22 protein-coding genes, 1 pseudogene and 1 riboswitch are annotated in these 22,029 nt (G+C 62.6%); of the genes and pseudogenes, 15 read left to right on the forward strand and 8 right to left on the reverse strand.

All coding sequences use genetic code 11. The features are described from left to right. Positions 1–183 precede the first annotated feature (183 nt). Together ACK56M_RS04435 and hemH are read left to right on the forward strand one after the other, a co-directional pair. Positions 184–1,089 carry a TIGR01777 family oxidoreductase gene (locus ACK56M_RS04435; protein WP_054572345.1) on the forward strand — a complete coding sequence of 302 codons (906 nt, stop codon included), beginning with the start codon at positions 184–186 and terminating at the stop codon, positions 1,087–1,089. Between the two features lie 13 nt (positions 1,090–1,102). Further along, positions 1,103–2,116, forward strand: a complete 1,014-nt coding sequence (gene hemH / locus ACK56M_RS04440) for a ferrochelatase (protein WP_038408702.1) — start codon at positions 1,103–1,105, stop codon at positions 2,114–2,116. 132 nt (positions 2,117–2,248) lie between these two features. On the opposite strand, the gene ACK56M_RS04445 is transcribed toward hemH, so the two are convergent. Further along, positions 2,249–3,523: a uracil-xanthine permease family protein gene (locus ACK56M_RS04445; RefSeq protein WP_013970921.1), complete on the reverse strand. Its 1,275-nt coding sequence runs from the start codon at positions 3,521–3,523 to the stop codon at positions 2,249–2,251. Between the two features lie 2 nt (positions 3,524–3,525). Then, entirely contained in the window at positions 3,526–4,164 is a 639-nt protein-coding gene (gene upp, locus ACK56M_RS04450; protein ID WP_011532223.1) for a uracil phosphoribosyltransferase, read from the reverse strand. A 160-nt stretch (positions 4,165–4,324) separates the two neighbouring features. On the opposite strand from upp, the gene ACK56M_RS04455 reads away from it, so the two are divergent. From ACK56M_RS04455 to ACK56M_RS04475, 5 genes and pseudogenes are all read left to right on the forward strand, one after another. Beyond that, entirely contained in the window at positions 4,325–4,882 is a 558-nt protein-coding gene (locus tag ACK56M_RS04455) for a hypoxanthine-guanine phosphoribosyltransferase (protein WP_003256346.1), read from the forward strand. A gap of 2 nt (positions 4,883–4,884) precedes the next feature. Then, a pseudogene (locus ACK56M_RS04460) lies at positions 4,885–5,359 on the forward strand (WbuC family cupin fold metalloprotein). A 370-nt stretch (positions 5,360–5,729) separates the two neighbouring features. Then, positions 5,730–6,701, forward strand: a complete 972-nt coding sequence (locus ACK56M_RS04465) for an IS110 family transposase (RefSeq protein ID WP_411959049.1) — start codon at positions 5,730–5,732, stop codon at positions 6,699–6,701. A 70-nt stretch (positions 6,702–6,771) separates the two neighbouring features. Beyond that, entirely contained in the window at positions 6,772–7,242 is a 471-nt protein-coding gene (locus tag ACK56M_RS04470) for a hypothetical protein (protein ID WP_013970925.1), read from the forward strand. A 68-nt stretch (positions 7,243–7,310) separates the two neighbouring features. Next, the gene (locus ACK56M_RS04475) at positions 7,311–7,604 is read left to right on the forward strand and encodes a PA4642 family protein (protein WP_411959263.1); all 294 of its coding nucleotides are present in this window, start codon (positions 7,311–7,313) and stop codon (positions 7,602–7,604) included. Between the two features lie 171 nt (positions 7,605–7,775). Here ACK56M_RS04475 and mqo read toward each other — a convergent pair whose 3' ends face one another. Both mqo and ACK56M_RS04485 read right to left on the reverse strand, forming a co-directional pair. Then, entirely contained in the window at positions 7,776–9,284 is a 1,509-nt protein-coding gene (mqo, locus tag ACK56M_RS04480) for a malate dehydrogenase (quinone) (RefSeq protein ID WP_013970927.1), read from the reverse strand. Between the two features lie 600 nt (positions 9,285–9,884). Further along, the gene (locus ACK56M_RS04485) at positions 9,885–10,118 is read right to left on the reverse strand and encodes a hypothetical protein (RefSeq protein WP_217190774.1); all 234 of its coding nucleotides are present in this window, start codon (positions 10,116–10,118) and stop codon (positions 9,885–9,887) included. Between the two features lie 145 nt (positions 10,119–10,263). Here ACK56M_RS04485 and ACK56M_RS04490 point away from each other — a divergent pair, with 145 nt between their 5' ends. After that, on the forward strand, positions 10,264–10,848 hold the full coding sequence (locus tag ACK56M_RS04490; RefSeq protein ID WP_013970929.1) for a YajG family lipoprotein: 585 nt from the start codon (positions 10,264–10,266) through the stop codon (positions 10,846–10,848). A gap of 197 nt (positions 10,849–11,045) precedes the next feature. After that, positions 11,046–11,306 carry a hypothetical protein gene (locus ACK56M_RS04495; protein ID WP_013970930.1) on the forward strand — a complete coding sequence of 87 codons (261 nt, stop codon included), beginning with the start codon at positions 11,046–11,048 and terminating at the stop codon, positions 11,304–11,306. Between the two features lie 116 nt (positions 11,307–11,422). Here the strand turns inward: ACK56M_RS04495 and ACK56M_RS04500 are convergent, their stop codons facing one another. Further along, positions 11,423–12,589 carry a 1-acyl-sn-glycerol-3-phosphate acyltransferase gene (locus tag ACK56M_RS04500; protein WP_024086266.1) on the reverse strand — a complete coding sequence of 389 codons (1,167 nt, stop codon included), beginning with the start codon at positions 12,587–12,589 and terminating at the stop codon, positions 11,423–11,425. A 125-nt stretch (positions 12,590–12,714) separates the two neighbouring features. Between ACK56M_RS04500 and ACK56M_RS04505 the strand changes: the two genes are divergently transcribed. From ACK56M_RS04505 to ACK56M_RS04520, 4 genes are all read left to right on the forward strand, one after another. After that, positions 12,715–12,897 (forward strand): CPXCG motif-containing cysteine-rich protein, encoded by a 183-nt coding sequence (locus ACK56M_RS04505; RefSeq protein ID WP_003260667.1) that lies wholly within the window; start codon positions 12,715–12,717, stop codon positions 12,895–12,897. Next, the gene (locus ACK56M_RS04510) at positions 12,897–13,157 is read left to right on the forward strand and encodes a putative signal transducing protein (RefSeq protein WP_013970931.1); all 261 of its coding nucleotides are present in this window, start codon (positions 12,897–12,899) and stop codon (positions 13,155–13,157) included. The genes ACK56M_RS04505 and ACK56M_RS04510 overlap by 1 nt, the downstream gene beginning before the upstream one ends. Before the next feature lie 15 nt (positions 13,158–13,172). Then, positions 13,173–13,793, forward strand: coding sequence for an SOS response-associated peptidase (locus ACK56M_RS04515; RefSeq protein ID WP_003260669.1), 621 nt, complete (start codon positions 13,173–13,175; stop codon positions 13,791–13,793). Between the two features lie 179 nt (positions 13,794–13,972). Next, positions 13,973–14,788, forward strand: coding sequence for a M48 family metallopeptidase (locus ACK56M_RS04520; RefSeq protein WP_013970933.1), 816 nt, complete (start codon positions 13,973–13,975; stop codon positions 14,786–14,788). 150 nt (positions 14,789–14,938) lie between these two features. Here the strand turns inward: ACK56M_RS04520 and ACK56M_RS04525 are convergent, their stop codons facing one another. The 3 genes from ACK56M_RS04525 to ACK56M_RS04535 all read right to left on the reverse strand — a co-directional run bounded on the left by ACK56M_RS04525 (position 14,939) and on the right by ACK56M_RS04535 (position 17,809). Further along, complete coding sequence (locus ACK56M_RS04525; protein ID WP_085720808.1) at positions 14,939–15,523, reverse strand: TMEM165/GDT1 family protein; 585 nt, start codon at positions 15,521–15,523, stop codon at positions 14,939–14,941. An 88-nt stretch (positions 15,524–15,611) separates the two neighbouring features. Continuing rightward, positions 15,612–15,751, reverse strand: a riboswitch (yybP-ykoY riboswitch). A gap of 39 nt (positions 15,752–15,790) precedes the next feature. After that, positions 15,791–16,789, reverse strand: coding sequence for a class I SAM-dependent methyltransferase (locus ACK56M_RS04530; RefSeq protein ID WP_015268955.1), 999 nt, complete (start codon positions 16,787–16,789; stop codon positions 15,791–15,793). 54 nt (positions 16,790–16,843) lie between these two features. After that, positions 16,844–17,809, reverse strand: coding sequence for a 2-hydroxyacid dehydrogenase (locus tag ACK56M_RS04535; RefSeq protein WP_411959264.1), 966 nt, complete (start codon positions 17,807–17,809; stop codon positions 16,844–16,846). Positions 17,810–18,119: 310 nt separating this feature from the next. On the opposite strand from ACK56M_RS04535, the gene ACK56M_RS04540 reads away from it, so the two are divergent. Then, entirely contained in the window at positions 18,120–19,802 is a 1,683-nt protein-coding gene (locus ACK56M_RS04540) for a fatty acid--CoA ligase (RefSeq protein WP_100413024.1), read from the forward strand. Positions 19,803–20,133: 331 nt separating this feature from the next. Next, on the forward strand, positions 20,134–22,020 hold the full coding sequence (locus tag ACK56M_RS04545) for a DUF1302 domain-containing protein (RefSeq protein WP_039613806.1): 1,887 nt from the start codon (positions 20,134–20,136) through the stop codon (positions 22,018–22,020). The last annotated feature ends 9 nt before the right edge of the window (positions 22,021–22,029 follow it).

A 22,029-nucleotide genomic window follows, 5' to 3' on the forward strand; every position in this document is an offset into this window, starting at 1 on the left:
GCCTCTTCAAACCTTGCTGTAAGCAGACTACGCTGTCAGGCAAACCTGTACAATGCTCAAATGTTGTATAAGGTTATTCCGTGTTGGCAGGCAGGTTGGCCTATGTTTATCCGAGAGCGTCGGGTCAAAAAAGTGCCTTGATGTTAAAAATAGACCACCGCCGCATTCTGCGAGGACACAGCCATGCATATATTGCTGACAGGCGGCACCGGGTTGATTGGCAAGCACCTGTGCCAGTACTGGCTCGGCCAGGGTCATCGCCTGACGGTGTGGAGTCGGCGGCCTGAACAGGTGCCGAAAATTTGTGGGACCGGCGTGCGTGGCGTCGCCCGCCTGGAGCAACTGGAGGCGGACGATCAGCTGGACGCGGTGATCAACCTCGCCGGCGCCCCGATTGCCGACCGGCCCTGGACGGCGACCCGGCGCAACCTGCTGTGGGCCAGCCGCGTCACCCTCACCGAGCAGTTGCTGGCCTGGCTGGGCAGCCGCGAACAGCGCCCGGAAGTGTTGATTTCCGGCTCGGCGGTGGGCTGGTATGGAGACGGTGGCGAACGCGAGCTGACCGAGGCTTCACCGCCGGTGCGCGAAGATTTCGCCAGCCAGCTGTGCATCGCCTGGGAAGAGACGGCGCTGCGTTCCCAGGCCCAGGGCATTCGCGTGGTGCTGGTGCGTACCGGGTTGGTTCTGGCCAGTGATGGCGGCTTTTTGTCGCGCCTGCGCCTGCCCTTCAAACTGGGGCTGGGCGGGCCTTTGGGCGACGGGCGGCAGTGGATGCCTTGGGTCCATATAGACGACCAGGTCGCCCTGATTGATTTTCTCTTGCAGCACAAGGATGCCAGCGGTCCTTATAATGCCTGCGCCCCGGAGCCGGTGCGCAACCGCGAGTTCGCCAGGCGCCTGGGCCGCACCTTGCACCGGCCGGCGCTGCTGCCAGTGCCGGCACTGCTGCTCAAGGCGGGGCTGGGTGAGCTGTCGACCCTGCTACTCGGCGGCCAGCGCGCCCGCCCGGCACGCTTGCTGGCGGCAGGCTTCACCTTCCGCTTCAACGATTTGCAATCGGCTCTGGACAACCTGTCCAGCCGCCTCTGACATAGGACGCTGCATGACCGATCACGCCCTGCTGCTGGTCAACCTGGGTTCCCCGGCCTCCACCTCGGTGGCCGATGTGCGCCGCTACCTCAACCAGTTCCTCATGGACCCGTATGTGATCGACCTGCCCTGGCCGGTACGGCGCCTGCTGGTGTCGCTGATCCTGATCAAGCGCCCGGAGCAGTCGGCGCATGCCTATGGCTCGATCTGGTGGGAGGAGGGCTCGCCGCTGGTAGTGCTGACCCGTCGCCTGCAGGCGGCGATGGTCGAGCACTGGCCCCATGGCCCGGTGGAGATTGCCATGCGCTATGGCCAGCCGGCCTTGCCTGAGGTGCTGGAGCGCCTGGTGGCCCAGGGTGTGCGCAAGGTGACCCTGGCGCCGCTGTATCCACAGTTCGCTGACAGCACGGTGACCACTGTGGTGGAACTGGCCAGGCAGACGGTCAGTGAACGCCAGTTGCCGTTGCAACTTCGCGTGCTGCAGCCATTCTACGAGCACCCGGACTACATCGAGGCACTGGTCGCCAGCGCCCGGCCTTACCTGGAGCAGGATTACGATCACCTGTTGCTGAGCTTCCATGGCTTGCCGGAGCGCCACTTGAAGAAGCTGGACCCTACCGGCAAGCATGACTTCCAGGCGGCCGATTGCTGCAAGGATGCCAGTGCCGACATGCGCGCGGTCTGCTACCGCGGGCAGTGCCTGGCAACGGCCAGGGCCTTTGCTCAGAAGATGGGCATACCCGATGGCAAATGGTCGGTGTCGTTCCAGTCACGACTGGGGCGGGCCAAGTGGATCGAACCCTATACCGAGGCGCGGCTGGACGAGCTGGCCAAGGCTGGGGTGAAGAAGCTGCTGGTAATGTGCCCGGCGTTCGTGGCCGATTGCATCGAGACCCTGGAAGAGATCGGCATGCGCGGGAGCGAGCAGTTTGTCGAGGCCGGCGGGCAGGAGCTGGTGCTGGTGCCTTGCCTGAATGATCACCCGGAGTGGGTGAAGGCGCTGGCGGGGATGTGCGAAAAGGCCTGACTTTCAGGTTGCCTGTACTGGCCCTATCGCCGGCAAGCCAGCTCCCACAGGTATTCCACAGTTCTCGAAATCTGTGGGATACCTGTGGGAGCTGGCTTGCCGGCGATAGGGCCAGGTCAGGCTAAAGCCGAATCAAGGCAACTGATCATCCAGCTTCTTGTGCTTCCAGCCATCATTGCCCGGCAAGATCAGGTTCAGGGCGATAGCCACGATCGCGCACAGGGCGATGCCCTTCAGGCCCCAGTCATCCGGGCCATCACCACTGCCGATCAGTACGCCGCCGATACCGAACACCAGTGTCACCGACACGATCACCAGGTTGCGCGCTTCAGCCAAGTCGATCTTGTGGCGGATCATGGTGTTCATGCCCACCGCCGCGATCGAGCCGAACAGCAGGCACAGGATGCCACCCATCACCGGTACCGGGATGCTTTGCAGTAGTGCGCCGAACTTGCCGATGAAGGCGAGGGTGATAGCGAAAATCGCCGCCCAGGTCATGATCTTCGGGTTGTAGTTCTTGGTCAGCATCACCGCGCCGGTGACTTCGGCATAGGTGGTGTTGGGCGGGCCGCCGAACAGGCCGGCTGCGGTGGTGGCCAGGCCGTCGCCCAGCAGGGTGCGGTGCAGGCCGGGCTTCTTCAGGTAGTCGCGGCCGGTCACGCTGCCGACTGCGATCACCCCGCCGATGTGCTCGATCGCCGGTGCCAGGGCAACCGGGACGATGAACAGGATGGCCTGCCAGTTGAATGCTGGCGCGGTGAAGTTGGGCAGCTCCAGCCACGGCGCGGCGGCGATCTTGGCAGTGTCGACCACGCCAAAGGCGAACGACAGGGCAAAGCCTACGAACACGCCGGCAATGATCGGCACCAGACGGAAGATGCCCTTGCCGAACACGGCAACGATCAGCGTTGTCAGCAGGGCCGGCATCGAGATCATCATGGCGGTCTTGTACGGCAGCAGCACGCTGCCGTCACCGGCCTTGCCCATCGCCATGTTGGCGGCGATCGGCGCCATGGCCAGGCCGATGGAGATGATCACCGGGCCGATCACCACCGGCGGCAGCATGCGGTCGATGAAGCCAGTGCCTTTGATTTTTACCATCAGGCCCATGAAGGTGTACACGAAACCTGCGGCCATCACACCACCCATGGTCTCGGCCAGGCCGAACTGGCCCTTGGCGAGGATGATCGGGGTGATGAAAGCAAAGCTCGAGGCCAGGAACACGGGTACCTGGCGGCCGGTGACCAGCTGGAACAGCAGGGTGCCGATGCCGGCAGTGAACAGCGCTACGTTCGGATCGAGGCCGGTGATCAGTGGCATCAGCACCAGCGCGCCAAATGCCACGAAGAGCATCTGCGCGCCCGAAACGACCTGGCGCCAGAGCGGGTCGTTGAAGCCGTCCTGCATGGTCAGGCGTCCTTTTGCTTGGTGCCGAAGATCTTGTCACCGGCATCGCCCAGGCCCGGCACGATGTAGCCGTGTTCGTTCAGGCGCTGGTCGATCGAGGCGGTGTAGATCTGCACGTCCGGGTGGGCTTTTTCAACCACTTCGATGCCTTCTGGCGCAGCGACCAGGACCATGGCTCGGATCTCTTTGCAGCCGGCCTTTTTCAGCAGGTCGATGGTGGCGACCATCGAACCGCCGGTGGCCAGCATCGGGTCGATGATCAGGGCCAGGCGCTGGTTGATGTCCGGCGCGAGCTTTTCCAGGTAGGTGTGGGCTTCGAGGGTTTCCTCGTTGCGGGCAACGCCGACGGCGCTGACCTTGGCGCCCGGGATCAGGCTGAGCACGCCGTCGAGCATGCCGATGCCGGCTCGCAGGATCGGTACCACGGTAATCTTCTTGCCGGCGATTTTTTCAACTTGCACCTTGCCGCACCAGCCATCGATCTCGTAGGTTTCGAGCGGCAGGTCCTGGGTGGCTTCGTAGGTCAGGAGCGCGCCGACTTCCTGGGCAAGTTCGCGAAAATTCTTGGTGCTGATATCGGCACGGCGCATCAGGCCGAGCTTGTGGCGGATCAGCGGATGGCGGATCTCACGAGTGGGCATAGGGGGCTCCGAAAGGCGGGCAAAAAAACCGCGCTAGATTAATCTATTCAGCCTGTGCTGTCGTCTGGTCATTCTGGACGTTAGTCCATAAATGCTTGATCTGTGACGAGCGGATGCGTACCTTTGCCCGCTTTTCCAAAATGCACCCCCGGAGAGCGCCATGTCCGCCGATCTCGAGCATATCCGTCAAGTCATGCGTGAAGCTGACTGCCTGTACACCGAAGCCGAAGTCGAAGCGGCCATCGCCAAAGTCGGCGAGCAGATCTGCAAGGACCTGCACGACAAGAACCCGGTGGTTTTCTGCGTGATGAACGGCGGCCTGATCTTCTCGGGCAAACTGCTGACCCACCTGCAGTTCCCACTGGAAGCCAGCTACCTGCACGCTACCCGCTACCGCAACCAGACCAGCGGCGGCGAGCTGTTCTGGAAGGCCAAGCCCGAAGTATCGTTCATCGACCGTGACGTACTGATCGTCGATGACATCCTCGACGAAGGGCACACCCTCAGCGCCATCATCGAGTTCTGCAAGCACGCCGGTGCGCGCTCGGTGCACACCGCAGTACTGATCGACAAGGACCATGACCGCAAGGCCAGCCCGGAACTCAAGGCCAACTACGTGGGCTTGCCCTGCGTCGACCGCTATATCTTCGGTTACGGCATGGACTACAAAGGCTACTGGCGCAACGCCAACGGCATCTTCGCCGTAAAGGGGCTGTGATCATGCGCCAGCCTGCGTTCATCGACCAATCGCTGTTCGCCGGGCTGGCCGCAAAGGCTGCAGCCAACCCGCGCGGGCGGCAACATCACAATTTCCATGAGATGGAAGAGCCTTGCCACCGCATGGCAGTCGGGCTGCAACCGAGCACCTATATCCCGCCGCATCGGCACCTGAGCGATGACAAAGCCGAAACGCTGGTCGTGCTCAAGGGTTGCCTTGGCCTGCTGCTCTTCAACGAGCAGGGGGCGGTGACCGACAAGCGAGTGCTGCAGGCGGGCGGCGATTGCCTGGGTGTGGACCTGGCGCCTGGTATTTACCATGGGCTTGTGGTGCTGGGAGCCGGACAGCATCCTGTTCGAGTGCAAGGCCGGACCGTATCGGCCGGTGGGTGAAGGCGAACATGCGCACTGGGCGCCGCGCGAAGGAGAAGAGGGCGTGGACGAGTACCAGGCCTGGATGCGCGCGCAGTTCGATTGATGTCGGGCCGGCGCACTCAACTGTAGGAGCGGCCTTGTGTCGCGATCGGGCTGCGCAGCAGCCCCTCGATTGAAGCTTCGCCACCAACATGGCCGGGGCCGCTTTGCGGCCCATCGCGACACAAGGCCGCTCCTTGTATCTCGACTTTCGCCTCCCAAGAGGCGAAAGTTCTCGACTGATCATCGAGGGAAGGTCTTGAAGCGGAGCCGCTCCAAGGGCATCGAGCCCGCACTGTAGATAACGCTCTGGCCTTTCAACCCCACTCGACGAGTTCGAACGGTATCTAGTGCCCGCCCCCGGCGTGAGCACGCATTAACAAGGTTGAACTGAGTGTAGGGTGATCGACTTTCGTAGTTTGAAGGAGAAGATCATGTCCGCCTTTGTTGGCGTTGATGTCGCCAAAAAATCTTTCGACATTGCCACCCCACTTCCCAACGGCAAGACGCGCACCAAAGCCAAGCTGTCCAATGATCCTGGAGGGTTCAAGCAGTTCAGCGATTGGCTTGAGCGCCATGCCGAACCAGGCGCCTGGATCGTTATGGAGGCCACAGGCACCTATCACGAAGCGTTAGCCGAGCACTGTCACAACCAAGGTTATCGGGTGTGTATTCTGAACCCGGCGGTGATCGCGAAATTCGCTGACGTGGAGCTTCGGCGCGTCAAAACCGATAAAGCTGACGCCAAAGTCATTGCTGCTTATGGCCAGCAGAAGGCGGCCTCGCTTCGCCAGTGGGAGCCGGAGCCACCTGCACAGCGCCGTTTGCGTGCTCTGGTGCGGCGACTGGACGACCTCAAGGAAATGCGCCAGATGGAGCAGAATCGTTTGGATGTCGCACAAGATGCGGTGCAGCAGTCGATTCAAGACGTCATCGGGCACATCACCGAAGAACTGGAAAAGACCAGGAAGGCCATCGAACAGACGATCGATGATGATCCAGACCTGCGCAAGCGACGTGATCTGATTACTTCGATAGATGGTTTGGGTGACACCACTGCTACGTTGCTGCTCGCCGAACTGGGCGATCCACTGAAATACCAAAGCTCTTCTGCGATCGTCGCGTTCTCAGGCCTGAACCCGGTAGTGCAGCAATCGGGAGAGTTCATAGGTCAGAGCACTATCTCGCGTACAGGCGCCTCAAGGCTGCGGGCGGGCTTGTGGATGTCAGGCACTGTCTCGATCAGGTACAACCCTGTCGTGAAGGCACTGGCAGAGCGGTTGAACAGCCGACACAAAGCCTATAAACAGATCGTTTGCGCGGCGATGCGCAAGCTGCTGCACCTGGTTTATGGGGTGGTGAAGTCGGGGATACCGTTTGACCCCAAAATCCCTCTTGCAGGGTGAGGGTCAAGACGGTATCTACAAGAGCCTGTGCAGGCCGTGCTAGAGTGCTCCTTCATTCAAGGAGCCTCACATGCGTGCGTTTCTTCCCCTCCTGCTGGCGGTCAGCCTGCCACTCGCCGCCGCACCGCTGCACAGCCAGTTCCTGCCACCTGACGACCAGTCCCTGCGCCAGGAAGCGCCGACTGGCCAGCAATTGCTGCAAGTGACCGACTACTCGGTGGTAGTGGGTACCCAGCGCCAATCCGACCAGCAGCCGATCCCGATCACCTCGTCGTTGCAGGTGCGCCTCAAGGGCAAGCCGCTGAGCAAGGGCGCGACCATCGCCCAGGTGCTGCTGACCTTTGACGGTGAAGCGGCCAAGAGCCTGAAGAAGCCCGTATACGATGAGAAAACCCGCACCCTGAGCCTGAATTATCCGCTCAGCGACTACCGCGTGATCATGGACCTGCTGCGCAACGAGACGCTGTATGTGCAGTTCCTCACCTACGGCAACGGCCACGTCTGGGCCGACCTGCACACCGGTACCGTACGTACGCGTTGAGGCGCCCGGCCTGCGGGGGGTACACTGCCGGCCTTCGAAATTTCGTGATGGTCCAGTTGGAGTCGGCAATGCGTAAAGACAAGAAACAGGTAATCGGTGACGAGATCAGCGACGACTACATCAAGTCGTTCCTTCAGTTCGAGCCGGCCGATGGCGTGACCTCGCCGTCGTTGCACAAGCTGGTCAAGGCCTACCGCGGCCTGCGCATCGACGATTTCGAGCGTTTTGTCGGCTTCTTCGTCGAGGCTGGGCTGGACCTGGATGGCAAAGACGAGCACGGCAAGACCTTTGTCGAGCAGATTGCCGACCAGCGCAATGCGTCGGATTACATCGAGATCATCGCCAAGGCCCGTGATTTGTGAACCTGCTCCGGCCTCTTCGCGGGTAAACCCGCTCCCACAGGTACAGCACAGCCCTTAGCTGTGGTGCGGTCCTTGTGGGAGCGGGTTTACCCACGAAAGGGCCGGAGCAGGCTTACAAAGATCCAGGCACAAAAAAACGCCCCGAGGGGCGTTTTTTCGTTACCGGCCGAATCAGGCGTAATGCTTGGCCGCCGGGCTGCTTTCCACCAGGTCCAGCGCCACGTCGTTGTCGGCACTGATCTTGTGGTACAGCGCAGCATCGGTCGCCAGGGTCTTCTCGCGAGCCGGGAAGATTTCCTTGAGCTTGGCAGCCCAGGCACCTTTGGCCTGCTCGGGGAAGCAGCGCTCGATCAGTTCCAGCATGATCGAAACGGTCACCGAAGCACCCGGCGATGCGCCGAGCAGTGCAGCCAGGCTGCCGTCCTGGGCCGAGACCAGCTCGGTACCGAACTGCAGCACGCCGCCTTTCTTCGGGTCTTTCTTGATGATCTGCACGCGCTGACCGGCTACTTCCAGGCGCCAGTCTTCGGCCTTGGCCTGCGGGTAGAAGCGACGCAGGGCTTCCAGGCGCTGCTCCATCGACTGCATCACTTCGCTGACCAGGTACTTGGTCAGGTCCATGTTGTCACGGGCCACGGCGAGCATCGGGCCGATGTTGCCCATGCGCACCGACAGCGGCAGGTCCATCAGCGAACCGTGCTTCAGGAACTTGGTAGTGAAGCCGGCATATGGACCGAACAGCAGCGATTTCTTGCCATCGACCACACGGGTATCCAGGTGCGGTACCGACATCGGCGGGGCGCCGACCGCAGCCTGGCTGTAGACCTTGGCCTGGTGCTGCTTGACGATTTCCGGGTTGTCGCAACGCAGCCACTGGCCGCTGACCGGGAAACCGCCGAAACCTTTGCTTTCCGGAATGCCCGACAGCTGCAGCAGCGGCAGGGCCGCGCCACCGGCGCCGAGGAAGACGAAGCGGGCGTCCACTTCACGGCTACCGCCGCTGTTGACGTCCTTTATGCTCACGGTCCAGCCCTTGCCGTTACGGCGCAGGCCAACGACCTTCTTGCTGTACTTGACCTGGGCGTCCTGCGAGTCGCCCAGCAGCTTCAGCAGCTTGTTGGTCAGGGCGCCGAAGTTGACGTCGGTGCCCTTGAGCACGCGGGTGGCGGCGATGTGCTGGTCGGCTGGGCGGCCTGGCATCATCAGCGGCATCCAGTCCTTCATCACGGCCTTGTCTTCGGTGTATTCCATGTCCGCAAAGGCATGGTGCTGCTTGAGCAGCTCATAGCGCTTCTTGAGGAAGGAAACACCCTTGTCACCCTCGACGTAGCTCAGGTGCGGGACAGGGTTGATGAAGGCACGTGCCGAGCCGAAGTTGCCCTTCTTGCTCAGGTAGGCCCAGAACTGGCGCGAAACCTCGAACTGGGTGTTGATGTGCACGGCCTTCTTGATGTCGATGCTGCCATCGGCGGCCTGGGGCGTGTAGTTAAGCTCGCACAGGCCGGCGTGGCCGGTGCCTGCGTTGTTCCAGGGGTTGGAGCTTTCCGCGGCTCCGGAGTCCATCGCCTCCACGACCTCAAGCTTCAGGGTCGGGTCGAGCTCCTTGAGCAGTACGGCCAGGGTGGCACTCATGATGCCTGCGCCTACCAGTACCACATCAACCGATTCGTTCTGCGCCATTTAACGCGTCTCCACAATCTACAGCTACCTAATTGACAGCATAGGACCTGGGTTCGCCAGGGTCGCCATGTCCGACTTTTCGCAGTTCTTGCAACTTCCGCGGACACCGCCAATCAGTCTTCGGGTTCGCGTATTGAACGCGGTTTGCCACGGGTGCGGCAATTCGACTTATGGTCAAGGTGTCGTGCGTGCGTTATGGAACGGCTCAGACACTCATACGGGATGAGCGCATTTGCCGCCTGTTCAGGGCTGTTCGGGACACATCTGCCGCTTTTGCACATGCCAGACTGTTCATTTGCTCGCCACACTCTTGTGAAGTTGTGAAAACCGTTTTTTCACGCTCTTTTGGAGACGTGAACCTCAAAAGGGGACTGCGCGATGGCAACCCGCAGGTTCATGCAGTGTGAAGGGCCGGAAAAGCAGGCACGACAGCCGATGCAAGACCTGAGTGGAAGGCTCTCTGTGGGCGAAGCATTGAAGTTGCCGGGGTCAATCGGCGAGTGCGGGGCCCGATCAGGAGACGTCCTTATAATCGGGGGGAGATTATAGCGATGTCGCGGGCAGAAATGTCGCCATTCGTGGTTTTTATTGCAGCGTTTGTCAGGCCGCGAGGATGCGCTGGTGCCAGCGGCGGCTTGCGCGGGCGCAAACCCGGGCACTGGCGGGCAGCTGGCGGCCCAGCCAGGCGAGCCGGATTTCGCCGATCTGGACCCAGCCGCTGCCGCTGGGCGCCTGGCTGCATTGCTTGAAGGCCAGGCATTTGCCGTCGGCATCGAGGCGGGCATAGGTGTTGTGGCGCGGGCGTTGGAAGAGCAGGGTCCAGAGCGAGGCCATGGCAGCGAGTCCTGTGCGTTAGGGCTTGGCGCAAGGATAAGGGCGCGGCGATGAAACGATTGTGACAAGCGGGCCGGACCGATGACTGGTCGATGCGTGGCTAGGTATACTGTGGGCCTTCGCCGCTTTTTCTGGAGTAACGCGCATGTTGCAACGTCTGTTGTTCGGTTTGATCGCCGTGGCCAGCCTCAGCCTGGTCGGTTGTGCCCACAGCCCGCAACAACTCAATCCGCAACCCACGCTCAAGGCCCAGCTCGCGCCGGTCGGCCATGGCCAGCCGGTAGTGGTCCGGGTTGTTGACGGCCGGGCCTCGCAGTCCCTGGGCACTCGCGGTGGCATGTATCCCGAGACCAGCACCATCAGCGTGAGTGGCAACGACATCGTGCCCAAGCTGCAGGCCCAGGCCGAAGCCGCCGTACGCCTGCTCGGCTTCACCCCGACGCCGAACGCCTACAACGCGCCGCAGCTGACCGTGACCCTGGCCGAACTGAAGTACCAGTCGCCGAAAGACAACCTGTACGTGACCGAGGCTACCATCGGCGCCACCTTCCGTGCCGACGTGTCCAATGGCGGCCGCCGCTACAGTGGCCGTTACGGCGCTTCGCTGGACCAGCGTTTCGGCATGGCGCCGAACCAGGAAACCAACACCCAGCTGGTGGGCGATGTGCTGAGCGATGCCCTGACCCGCATGTTCAAGGACCCGACCATCGGTCAGGTGCTGGGGCAGTAAGCCTTCAGCTATAAAACAAAACCCGCTGCCTGTGTTCCAGGCAGCGGGTTTTTTGTTGTCTGTGCCCGCGAAGAGGCCGGCAAATCTTCATGCCATGCCAGATGAAATTTGATGACACTTTGTCGCCTGAACCGGGCGTCTGGGCATGACTTGGGTAGAATGCCGGCCTTTGCCGTCGCTCATACCGAGGTTGCGTGATGTCCTTGCAAGTGCTCTGGGGGTTCCTGGCCGCCCACCCGACCAAGCTGATCAATCTGCTGGCGCTGCTGCTGACCTGCCCGGGCGGGTTGCTACTGCACAGTGCGCGGCGGCGCGAGGCCGAGACCCGCGAATACATGGCGGTGGACGAGGGGGTGGTGGACGCGTTCGACCTTCGGGTGCCGCGGTACTTCTACATTCTCGGTTTTTCGTGCCTGGCGATGGCGTTGCTGCTGTCCTGGTTCAGTACCTGGATTTGAGATTTTAGGGCCGCTTTGCGGCCCATCGCGACACAAGGCCGCTCCTACAGGTATGTGCGATCCCCTGTAGGAGCGGCCTTGTGTCGCGATGGGCTGCAAAGCAGCCCTAGGATCGCTCAGGCAACCGGTGCCTGCTGCCTGACCTGGTACTGGTTGCGCACCGGCGTCGCATACTGCAACACCAGGTACGGCCGCTGCTCCTCGGGGCAGGCATCCAGGCGGCGTTGCCATTCCTCCTTGGCCCGAGCCAGCTCATCGGCCGGGAACACCTTCTCGGCGCTCGGCACCTGTAGCGCCTCATCCTTGCCATCCCACATCGCATAGGCCAGGTAGTGCACCGGGAACAGTCGGTAGCCACCGAGGATCTGCCGGTCGATTTCCGCTGCCAGTTGCTTGGTATCCTCGTGATACTCGGTCACCGGCGGGGCGAAGTTGATGTGCACCCGGCCTTTGTAGCCGGTAATGCCCTTGGCGATGCTGTTGTCGTCCTCGCCCGGCGCCTTCTTGTAGGTACCGGTGGTGGCGCGGATGTACAACTCGCGGGCCTTGGCCTGGTCGCACGGGTCATATTCGTAGCTGATCGAAACCGGTGTCAGGTTCAGGCTCTGGATCACCGCGCCGAACGGCTCGTCCTTGCGGCTCATGTGGAACATCTTGAGGATCGCCGAATCGGTGCGGTCGTCACCATCCTTGGCCCGGCCTTCTGCCTGGGCGATCCAGATCGACGTGGCGTCGTTGCGGATCGAGTGGTTGATGTAGGCTGAGAGCAACTGGTAGGCCGCCAGCTTCTCGCGGCGCCCACTGATCGAGCGGTGCACGATGAAGCTCTTGTTCAGGCGCATCATGTCGCTGACAAACGGCTTTTGCAGCAGGTTGTCGCCAATGGCGATGCGCGGCGTGGGCAGGCCGGCGTGGTACACCGCGTAGTTGACGAAGGCCGGGTCCATGACGATGTCACGGTGGTTGGCCAGGAACAGGTAGGCGGTGCCGGCCTTGAGCTGCTCCACGCCCGAATAGGTGACGCCGTCGGTGGCGCGGTCGATGGTCTGGTCGACGTAGTACTCGACTTTGTCCTGCAAGGTCGAGACACAGGTGACACCGGCGAATTCCTTGCGCAGGCGGCGGGCGATCAGCGGTTTGAGCAACCAGCCGAGAGCACCGGCCGCACGCGGGAAGCGGAAGTGGGTGAGGATATCGAGGAATGCCGGGTCGCTGAGCAGGCGTGCCAGAACGGCAGGGACCTCAGCGTCGTCGTACGGTCGGATGGCATCGAATTCGCCCATCATGCTCTCTTGTTGGAAACGGCTAGGGTAATAAGGTAGGGGCGGGCTCCGAAAAACGGCTCGGACACACACAGGCCCTGTAAACAGACCGGCAATTATACGCATAAGTCACCCCGGAGGCCGCGATGCTGCAAACTGCGATCTACGATTGCCCTTATTGTGGCGAAGAAGTCGAAACCACGGTGGACCTGTCCGGTGGCGATCAGGAGTACATCGAGGACTGTCAGGTATGCTGCAAGCCTATCCGCTTCGTGCTGCAAGTTCATGGCGAGGAGTGGATGCTGGATGTATTCGGTGAGAATGACTGATGCAGCGTATCTACGAACCGGAAAACCTGCTCGAGGCTGAAATGCTGGCGGGCATGCTCGCCAGCGAGGGGGTCGAGGCGCACCTGGTTGGTCGTGACCTGATCGGTGCTGCCGGTGAACTGCCGATGCAGGGCTTGCTTGGGCTTGCCGTGGCTGATGAACAGGCCGAGTACGCACGGCAGCTGATCGATGCGTACAATGATGCCCAGCCACTGGTTGGCGACGAACCGGAGAGTTTCCCCGGTACCTTGATCTGCTAGGTTCTGAATTCGCCCATGTGTGGACGTTACGCCCTGTTTCGCTGGCCCCAGGCTCTTGCCAGTCTGCCGGGCTTTCCCGTTGGCCAGCCAGCCCAATGGAACATCTCGCCTGGGGCTTCGGTGCTGATCCAGCGCCAGCTTGACGGCCAGTTGCAACTGGCCAAGGCGCGCTGGGGGCTGACCCCGGCCTGGCTCACCGACCTGTCCCGCACCCCCGCCCATGCCCGCGCCGAAACCCTGGCCGAGCAGCCGATGTTTCGCGACGCGTTTCGCCTGCGTCGCTGCCTGATGCCGGCCAACGGCTTTTACGAATGGCGCGGCAGCGTGCGCAAGCGCCCGTACTGGCTGACCCCGGGGGAGGGTGCATCACTGTACTTCGCCGCCGTGTGGGAGGCCTACCCGGTGCAGGACCAGGTTTGGCTGAGTTGTGCGGTGGTGACCCAGGCGGCGATGAACCAGCGTCGGCCGCTGATACTGGACGAGGCAGGGCAGGCGGCCTGGCTTGACCCGGACACGCCGCTGGCCCGTTTGCATGAATTGCTGGCCAGCCCGCCGGCGACATTGCGCGAGCGGGCCCTGGCGCATTTCGTCAATGATCCGAAGCTGGATGCGCCGGAGTGCCTGACCCCGGCCTGATGTATGGCTGTGTCGGCCTCTTCGCGGCTGAAGCTGCTCCTACAACGATCGCATTACCCCTTTAGGAGCGGGTTCACCCGCGAAGGGGCCGGCACAGGCGACGAAAATCTTCCCTGCGGCTATGGCGGCCCCAAGCGACTCGGCCTACGATACGGCGCATGTAAAAAGGGAGTGTTTTCATGCGTAAGTCTTTTGTCGTCAGCCTGTTGAGTGCTGGCATCCTGCTGGCCGGCTGCCAGGCGGTTAATACCACCAGCGGCGGTGCTGTCGGCGTCGAGCGCCAGCAGTACATGTTCAGCATGCTCTCGACCGATGAGGTCAACCAGATGTACGCCCAGTCGTACCAGCAGACCCTGGGTGAAGCATCGAACAAAGGCGTGCTCGACAAGTCCAGCGCAGATGCCAAGCGTGTGCAGGTAATTGCCAACCGCCTGATCGCCCAGACCCCCAAGTTCCGACCGGATGCCGCGCAATGGAACTGGGAAGTCAACGTGATCAAGAGCGACGAGCTCAACGCCAACTGCGGCCCGGGCGGCAAGATCATCGTCTACACCGGCCTGATCGATCAGCTCAAGCTCACCGATGCGGAAATTGCTGCGGTGGTGGGCCACGAGATCGCCCACGCTTTGCGTGAGCACAGCCGCGAGGCGATGTCGAAGGCGTATGGCGTGGAAATGGCGCGCCAGGGCGCCGGTGCCCTGTTTGGCCTCGGCCAGGGCAGCATGGCCATGGCCGATACCGTGGTGAACTATGCCATGACCCTGCCCAACAGCCGGGCCAACGAGAACGAAGCCGACCTGATCGGCCTGGAGCTCTCGGCGCGTGCCGGTTACGACCCGAATGCCGCGATCACCTTGTGGAACAAGATGAGCCAGGCTTCCGAGGGCGCGCCGCCTGAGTTCATGAGCACTCACCCGGCGTCCCAGAGCCGCATTGCTTCGTTGCAGGCGGCGATTCCGAAGGTGATGCCGCTGTATCAGGCGGCCAAGAAGTAAGCCCCGACTTCCAGATGCTTACCCCTTGTAGGAGCAGCCTTGTGCTGCGAAAGGGTCGGTAAGAGCACCACATTTCCTGGTGCCTGTACCGGCCTCTTCGCAGCGCAAGGCTGCTCCTACAGGTTCGGCGTCAGCCTGTCGCCTTTCGGGTTAGCTCACCCAGCCACTGGCTTGCATCGCCGAGTACACGGCCACGATCGCCAGCACGAAGAACGCCGTAGCCGCCAGGCGACGGATCAGCGTCAGCGGCAGTTTGTCCGCCGCGAAGTTACCCGCCAAAACCACCGGCACGTTGGCAATCAGCATGCCCAGGGTGGTACCGATAATGACCATGATCAGGTACGGGTACTGTGCTGCCAGCATTACCGTGGCGACCTGGGTCTTGTCACCGATTTCAGCCAGGAAGAACGCGATCAGCGTGGTCAGGAACGGCCCGAAGCGGCGCGCCGGGTTCTCGTCGTCATCCATCTTGTCCGGAACCAGGGTCCACAGCGCAGTGGCGGTGAAGCTCGCAGCCAGGATCCAGTGCAGTGCCGAGTCGCTGAAGAAGCTGCCTACCCACGCGCCCACGGCACCAGCCGCGGCATGGTTGGCCAAGGTGGCGGCGATGATGCCGGCGATGATCGGCCAGGGCTTGCGGAAGCGGGCAGCGAGTATGAGCGCGAGCAATTGCGTCTTGTCGCCGATTTCGGCTAGGGCAACGATGGCGGTGGGGACCAGCAAAGATTCCAGCATCAGGATTCCTACGGGGGCGGGTCGACACGGCTATGACACGTACAGCCTCCCCGCCCCGGGTAAGGTGTGCGTGTCATAGGTCTTGTCAAACCCTGGATCCGTCTATGCGGATCTCGCCATGCAGGCTGGCATGGTGGGTCGCACGCGCCATGGTCTGTGGACCAAGTATGTTGACGCGTACCGGGCGAGCTGGGCGCTCGCGGGAGACTACTCCCCTAGGACGGTGCGGATTCTGCCTAGGCAAAACGCTTTCGGCAAGCGCTGTTTTTATCCGTGTGTTGCCTGGTAGATGCGGAAACCGTCCGCCTCGTCGCGTACCTGGCAGTTGCCCAGCGCCCCTTCGATCAGTGGCTGGTAGCGCAGGAAGCTGTTGGCAACCAGGCGCATTTCGCCACCTTTTCGCAGATGAACGGCTGATTTTTTCAGCAAGTTTTCCGATGCCTGGTAGTTGGTATGCACCCCGGTGTGGAACGGCGGGTTGCTCAGGATCAGGCTCAGCTCGGTCGGCGCCGCGTCGATGCCGTCGCCGCTGATCACTTCGCCCTCCAGACCATTGGCGGCCAAGGTCAGGCGGCTGGCGGCCACGGCGAAGGCATCCACATCCAGCAGGGTCACCCGGTTTTGTGGATAACGGCGTTTGACCGTGGCGCCCAGCACCCCGGCACCGCAGCCGAAGTCCAGCACATGCCCGCTCGGCAGGCCGTCGAGGTGCTTGAGCAGCAGGGCGGTACCGCGATCGAGGCGGCCATGGCTGAACACACCGGGCAGACTGACCACTTGCAGCGGGCCGTCTTCCAGGCTGAGCTCGAAGCGTTCGGCCAGGCTTTCCAGGGGCTTGGCCTCTGGCGCGTGCTCGATGGTCACCTGCCACAGCTGGCAATGGCGGGCGCTGTCGAGCTTGCGCGGCTTGCCAAAGGCCTGCAGCTGCTTGGCCGCACCCTCGATGCCACCACGTTTCTCGCCGACCAGGTACAGCTCGCGGCCCGCCAGGCGCGAGGCCAGGGCGTTGAGCAGGTAGGCGGCCAGTTCGCGGGACTTGGGCAGGAACAGCACGGCGCTGTCGAAAGTCACTTCAGGGGGCTCCACCGCATAGTGGCTGCGCCCGGCGAAGCGGCTTTCGAGCATGGCCTGGTCGCCCGCATGCCAGGTCCAGGCCTGGGCATTGGGCAACTGGCCTAGCAGGCTGTCGGCGGGGGCGCCGGCGAGCAGCAGCGGGCTCTGGAAAAGCTCTGCCTGGCGGAGCAACACTTCACTGCGCGGGTCCATGGACGACGCCTCCTGGAAAAAAGTGGCGCAGTTTAGCAGAGGCGGGCGTCGGGCTCAGCTAACCACGCGGCGTGGCTGCCCGGCGAAGAAAGCCTGGGCGTTCTCGCTGAGCTGGCCGACGATGCGCTGGCGCGACTCTACCGCGCCCCAGGCGCTGTGCGGGGTGATGATCAGGCGCGGGATGCCGGGCTCGAGCAGCGGGTTGCCGTTGACCGGCGGCTCCACGCTCAGCACGTCGGTGGCGGCACCGCCCAGGTGGCCACTGCGCAGGGCGTCGGCCAGCGCCTGCTCGTCGATAAGGCCGCCGCGGGCGGTGTTGACCACCAGCGCGTTTGGCTTGAGCAGGGCCAGTTCGCGGGCCCCGAGCATGTGTCGGGTGTGTTCGTTCAGCGGGCAGTGCAGGGTCAGGGCGTCGACTTGCGGCAGCAACTCGTCCAGCGGCAACCGGTCGGCGCGTTCCGGGCGGCCGGGGATCTGCCCGCTGAGCACGCGCATGCCAAAGGCTTCGGCCAGTCGCGCCACCGCGCCGCCCAGTTCACCGTGGCCGAGCAAGCCAAGGGTCTTGCCCTCCAGCTCGACGATGGGGAAGTCCAGCAGGCAGAACTGGCTGGCCTTGGCCCACTGGCCGTCGGCTACCGCCTGGTTGTAGTCGCACAGGCGGGTGGCCAGTGCCAGTAGCAGGGCGAGGGTGTGCTGGGCGACGGACGGTGTGCCGTAGCCCTGGCAGTTGCACACGGTGATGCCCTGGGCGCGGGCGGCCGCCAGGTCGACGTTGTTGGTGCCGGTGGCGGCCACCAGGATCAGCTTCAGTTGCGGGTTGGTGGCCAGGGTCGCGGCGTCGAGCATGACCTTGTTGCTGACCACCGCTACCGCGCCCTGAAGGCGTTCGGCGACCTGCTCAGGACGGGTGGCGGCGAACAGTTCGAACTCGTCGAACTGCTGCTTCAGGGGCGAGAGGTCGAGATCGCCCAGGTCCAGGGACTGGTGATCGAGAAACACGGCGCGACGCGGGCTGGGCATGAAGTTCTCCGAGGCTGGGCGGGGTATTGGTGTTGTGGCCATTCGCGGGCATTCCCGCTCCCGCAAGACCCCCACCAACCTGCGGGTGTGTAGTACCTGTGGGAGCGGGCGTGCCCGCGAAAGGGCCTTTGGCTCCAGCACAAATCCTGAAGCTGCCGCCGCAGTGTCTAGTTCAACCTTGCCGCCCGTCAACGCCCGCCACTCATACCTTCATCACGCAAATCATTCCTTCGGCTGATTTAGCCGTCACATTGGCGAACTACAGTAGTTCCCAGACTTGTCCGGCCCGCTTTCCAGAAAAGGGATACCCATGTTGCAGACCCGCATCATCAAGCCCGCCGAGGGCGCCTACGCCTATCCCCTGCTGATCAAGCGACTGCTGATGTCTGGCAGCCGCTATGAAAAGACCCGCGAAATCGTCTACCGAGACCAGATGCGGCTGACCTACCCCCAGCTCAACGAGCGCATCGCGCGCCTGGCCAACGTGCTGACCGAAGCCGGGGTAAAGGCCGGTGACACCGTGGCGGTGATGGACTGGGACAGCCACCGCTACCTGGAATGCATGTTCGCCATCCCGATGATCGGTGCGGTGGTGCACACCATCAACGTGCGCCTGTCGCCCGAGCAGATTCTATACACCATGAACCACGCCGAAGACCGCGTGGTGCTGGTCAACAGTGACTTCGTCGGCCTGTACCAGGCCATCGCCGGGCAACTGACCACCGTCGACAAGACCGTGCTGCTGACCGACGGCCCGGACAAGTCAGCCGAGCTGCCCAACCTGGTGGGCGAGTACGAGCAACTGCTGGCCGCTGCCAGCCCGCGCTACGATTTCCCGGACTTCGACGAGAACTCGGTGGCCACCACCTTCTACACCACTGGCACCACCGGCAACCCCAAGGGTGTGTACTTCACTCATCGGCAACTGGTGCTGCACACCCTGGCCGAAGCTTCAGTGACTGGCAGCATCGACAGCGTGCGCCTGCTGGGTAGCAACGACGTGTACATGCCCATCACGCCGATGTTCCACGTGCACGCCTGGGGCATTCCCTACGCCGCCACAATGCTGGGCATGAAGCAGGTGTATCCGGGGCGCTACGAGCCGGACATGCTGGTCAAACTGTGGCGCGAAGAGAAGGTCACCTTCTCCCATTGCGTGCCGACCATCCTGCAGATGCTGCTCAACTGCCCGACCTCCCAAGGTCAGGACTTCGGCGGCTGGAAGATCATCATCGGCGGCAGCGCACTCAACCGCTCGTTGTACCAGGCCGCCCTGGCACGCGGCATCCAGCTGACCGCTGCGTATGGCATGTCCGAGACCTGCCCGCTGATTTCCGCCGCCCACCTGAACGACGAACTGCAGGCCGGCAGCGAGGATGAGCGCGTCACCTACCGCATCAAGGCCGGCGTGCCGGTGCCGCTGGTGGAGGCGGCCATCGTCGACGGCGACGGCAACTTCCTGCCCGCCGACGGTGAAACCCAGGGCGAACTGGTGCTGCGTGCGCCATGGCTGACCATGGGCTACTTCAAGGAACCGGAAAAGAGCGAGGAGCTGTGGCAGGGCGGCTGGTTGCATACCGGTGATGTCGCCACGCTCGACGGCATGGGCTATATCGACATCCGCGACCGTATCAAGGATGTGATCAAGACCGGTGGCGAGTGGATTTCCTCGCTCGACCTCGAAGACCTGATCAGCCGTCACCCGGCCGTGCGCGAAGTGGCGGTGGTAGGGGTGGCCGACCCGCAGTGGGGTGAACGCCCGTTTGCACTGCTGGTGGTGCGCGAAGACCAGGTCATCGACGCCAAGGCGCTGAAGGAACACCTCAAGCCGTTCGTCGAGCAAGGGCACATCAACAAGTGGGCGATTCCAAGCCAGATCGCCGTTGTTACCGAAATTCCCAAGACCAGTGTCGGCAAGCTCGACAAGAAACGCATCCGCCAGGACATCGTCCAGTGGCAGGCCAGCAACAGCGCGTTCCTCTCCACGCTGTAACCGCCATGCGGGTCGCGTACTGCAGCGCGCGACCCGCATGATAGAGGGGTGGAGCCTTGCCAAACGGCAGAAATACGCCATCCTTTAGCACTGCCAGCGCGCAGCCGGGGCAACATGGCAGCGAGTTGGCCGCACGGAGCGCAAATCACACTTTAGAGGGATCAAGCGCCTGTGCCTTGCTGGCTATAGTCGGGGCCAGGGGATTTTCAGGAATGGGGGAGGCGACATGCGCAAGCCGTGTCGCCGCGGGCGCAAGCCTGCAAACCGGTCGCTCGGGCCGTTCTTGAAAGGACTCACTGCCATAACAAAAAAAGTACATGGAGTAGCGTCGATGAAATCTGCAAACCTGTTCTGGCGCCGGGCCAAGTTGCCCCTGGCCGTCAGCCTTGCTTCCACGCTCGCAAGTCCTGCTTTCGCTGTCAGTTTCAACATTGGTGAAATCGAAGGCCAGTTCGACTCGTCGCTCTCCATCGGCGCCAGCTGGTCGACGGCCAACCCGAACAAGAACCTGATCGGGGTGAACAACGGCGGCAAGGGCCTGTCGCAGACATCCGACGATGGCCACCTGAACTTCAAGAAGGGCGAAACCTTCTCCAAGATCTTCAAGGGTATCCATGACCTGGAGCTCAAGTACGGCGACACCGGTGTGTTCGTCCGCGGCAAGTACTGGTACGACTTCGAACTGAAGGACGAAGGCCGCGAGTTCAAGGACATCAGCGACTCCAACCGCAAGGAAGGCGCCAAATCGTCCGGTGCCGAACTGCTCGACGCATTCGTCTACCACAACTACTCCATCGGCGATCAGCCAGGCTCGGTGCGCTTGGGCAAGCAGGTGGTGAGCTGGGGTGAAAGTACCTTCATCGGTGGCGGCATCAACTCGATCAACCCGATCGACGTGTCGGCGTTCCGCCGCCCGGGGGCCGAGATCAAGGAAGGCCTGATTCCGGTCAACATGTTCTACATTTCGCAGAGCCTGACCGACAACCTGTCGGCGGAGGCTTTCTACCAGATCGAATGGGACCAGACGGTCGTCGACAACTGCGGCACCTTCTTCTCCCAGCCAGACATCATTGCCGACGGCTGTACCGACAACCTGCGCGTGCTCAACAGCAGTCGCACAGTGCCGGGGGCGGCGCAGCAATTCCTTGCCACCCGTGGCGTGGACATCAATGAGGAAGGGGTGATGGTGCGCCGCGGCGCCGACCGCGATGCGCGTGACAGCGGCCAGTTTGGCGTGGCAATGCGCTACATGTTCGAGCCGCTGGACACCGAGTTTGGCGCCTACTTCATGAACTACCACAGCCGTGCGCCAATCTTCAGTGCTACCGGGGCCGCGCCTTCAGTGTTCGCCGGCCTGAGCGCATTGCCTGCACAGCTGCGCGCATTGGCACCGCTGATCGTGGCAGGTAACTCCGAGTACTTCGTCGAATACCCCGAGGACATCCGCCTTTATGGCTTGAGCTTCTCTACCACGTTGCCCACCGGGACCGCCTGGAGCGGCGAACTCAGCTACCGCCCCAACGCACCGGTGCAACTGAATACCACGGATATCCTGTTCGCCGGGGTCCGCCCCATTGGCGGTGCCTTGAGCAACGCTTCGCTGCTGACCGGTACGCCGGGGCAGGACTTGCACGGGTATCGCCGCAAGGAGATCACTCAGTTCCAGACCACCCTCACGCATTTCTTCGACCAGGTAATGGGCGCCAGCCGCATGACCGTGGTGGGCGAGCTGGGTGTCACCCATGTGGGCGGCCTGGAGAGCGCCCACGATACCCGCTACGGTCGCGATCCGGTGTTTGGTCCAGGCCCGCTGCCATCCACCGGTGGGGCAAACACCTGTCAGGCCCTGAATGCCAGCACCATCGCAGGCGCTGGTGCCGGTGCCTCCACCGCCAACCTGAGCCGCAACTGCGAGAACGATGGCTTTACCACCAGCACTTCCTGGGGTTACCGCGCCCGAGTCATCTGGGACTACAACGATGTCTTTGCCGGGGTCAACCTGAAACCCAGCGTGGCCTGGTCGCATGACGTCTCCGGCTATTCGCCGGGCCCTGGCGCCAACTTCGAGGAAGGCCGCAAGGCCGTCAGCCTGGGCCTCGACGCCGAGTACCAGAACACCTACACGGCAAGCCTGTCGTACACCAACTTCTTCGATGGCAAGTACACCACCGTGGATGACCGCGACTTCGTCGCGCTCAGCTTCGGCGTGAACTTCTAAGCATTCAGA

This window comes from Pseudomonas sp. s4, from assembly GCF_046764235.1.
Lineage (GTDB): Bacteria > Pseudomonadota > Gammaproteobacteria > Pseudomonadales > Pseudomonadaceae > Aquipseudomonas > Aquipseudomonas asiatica.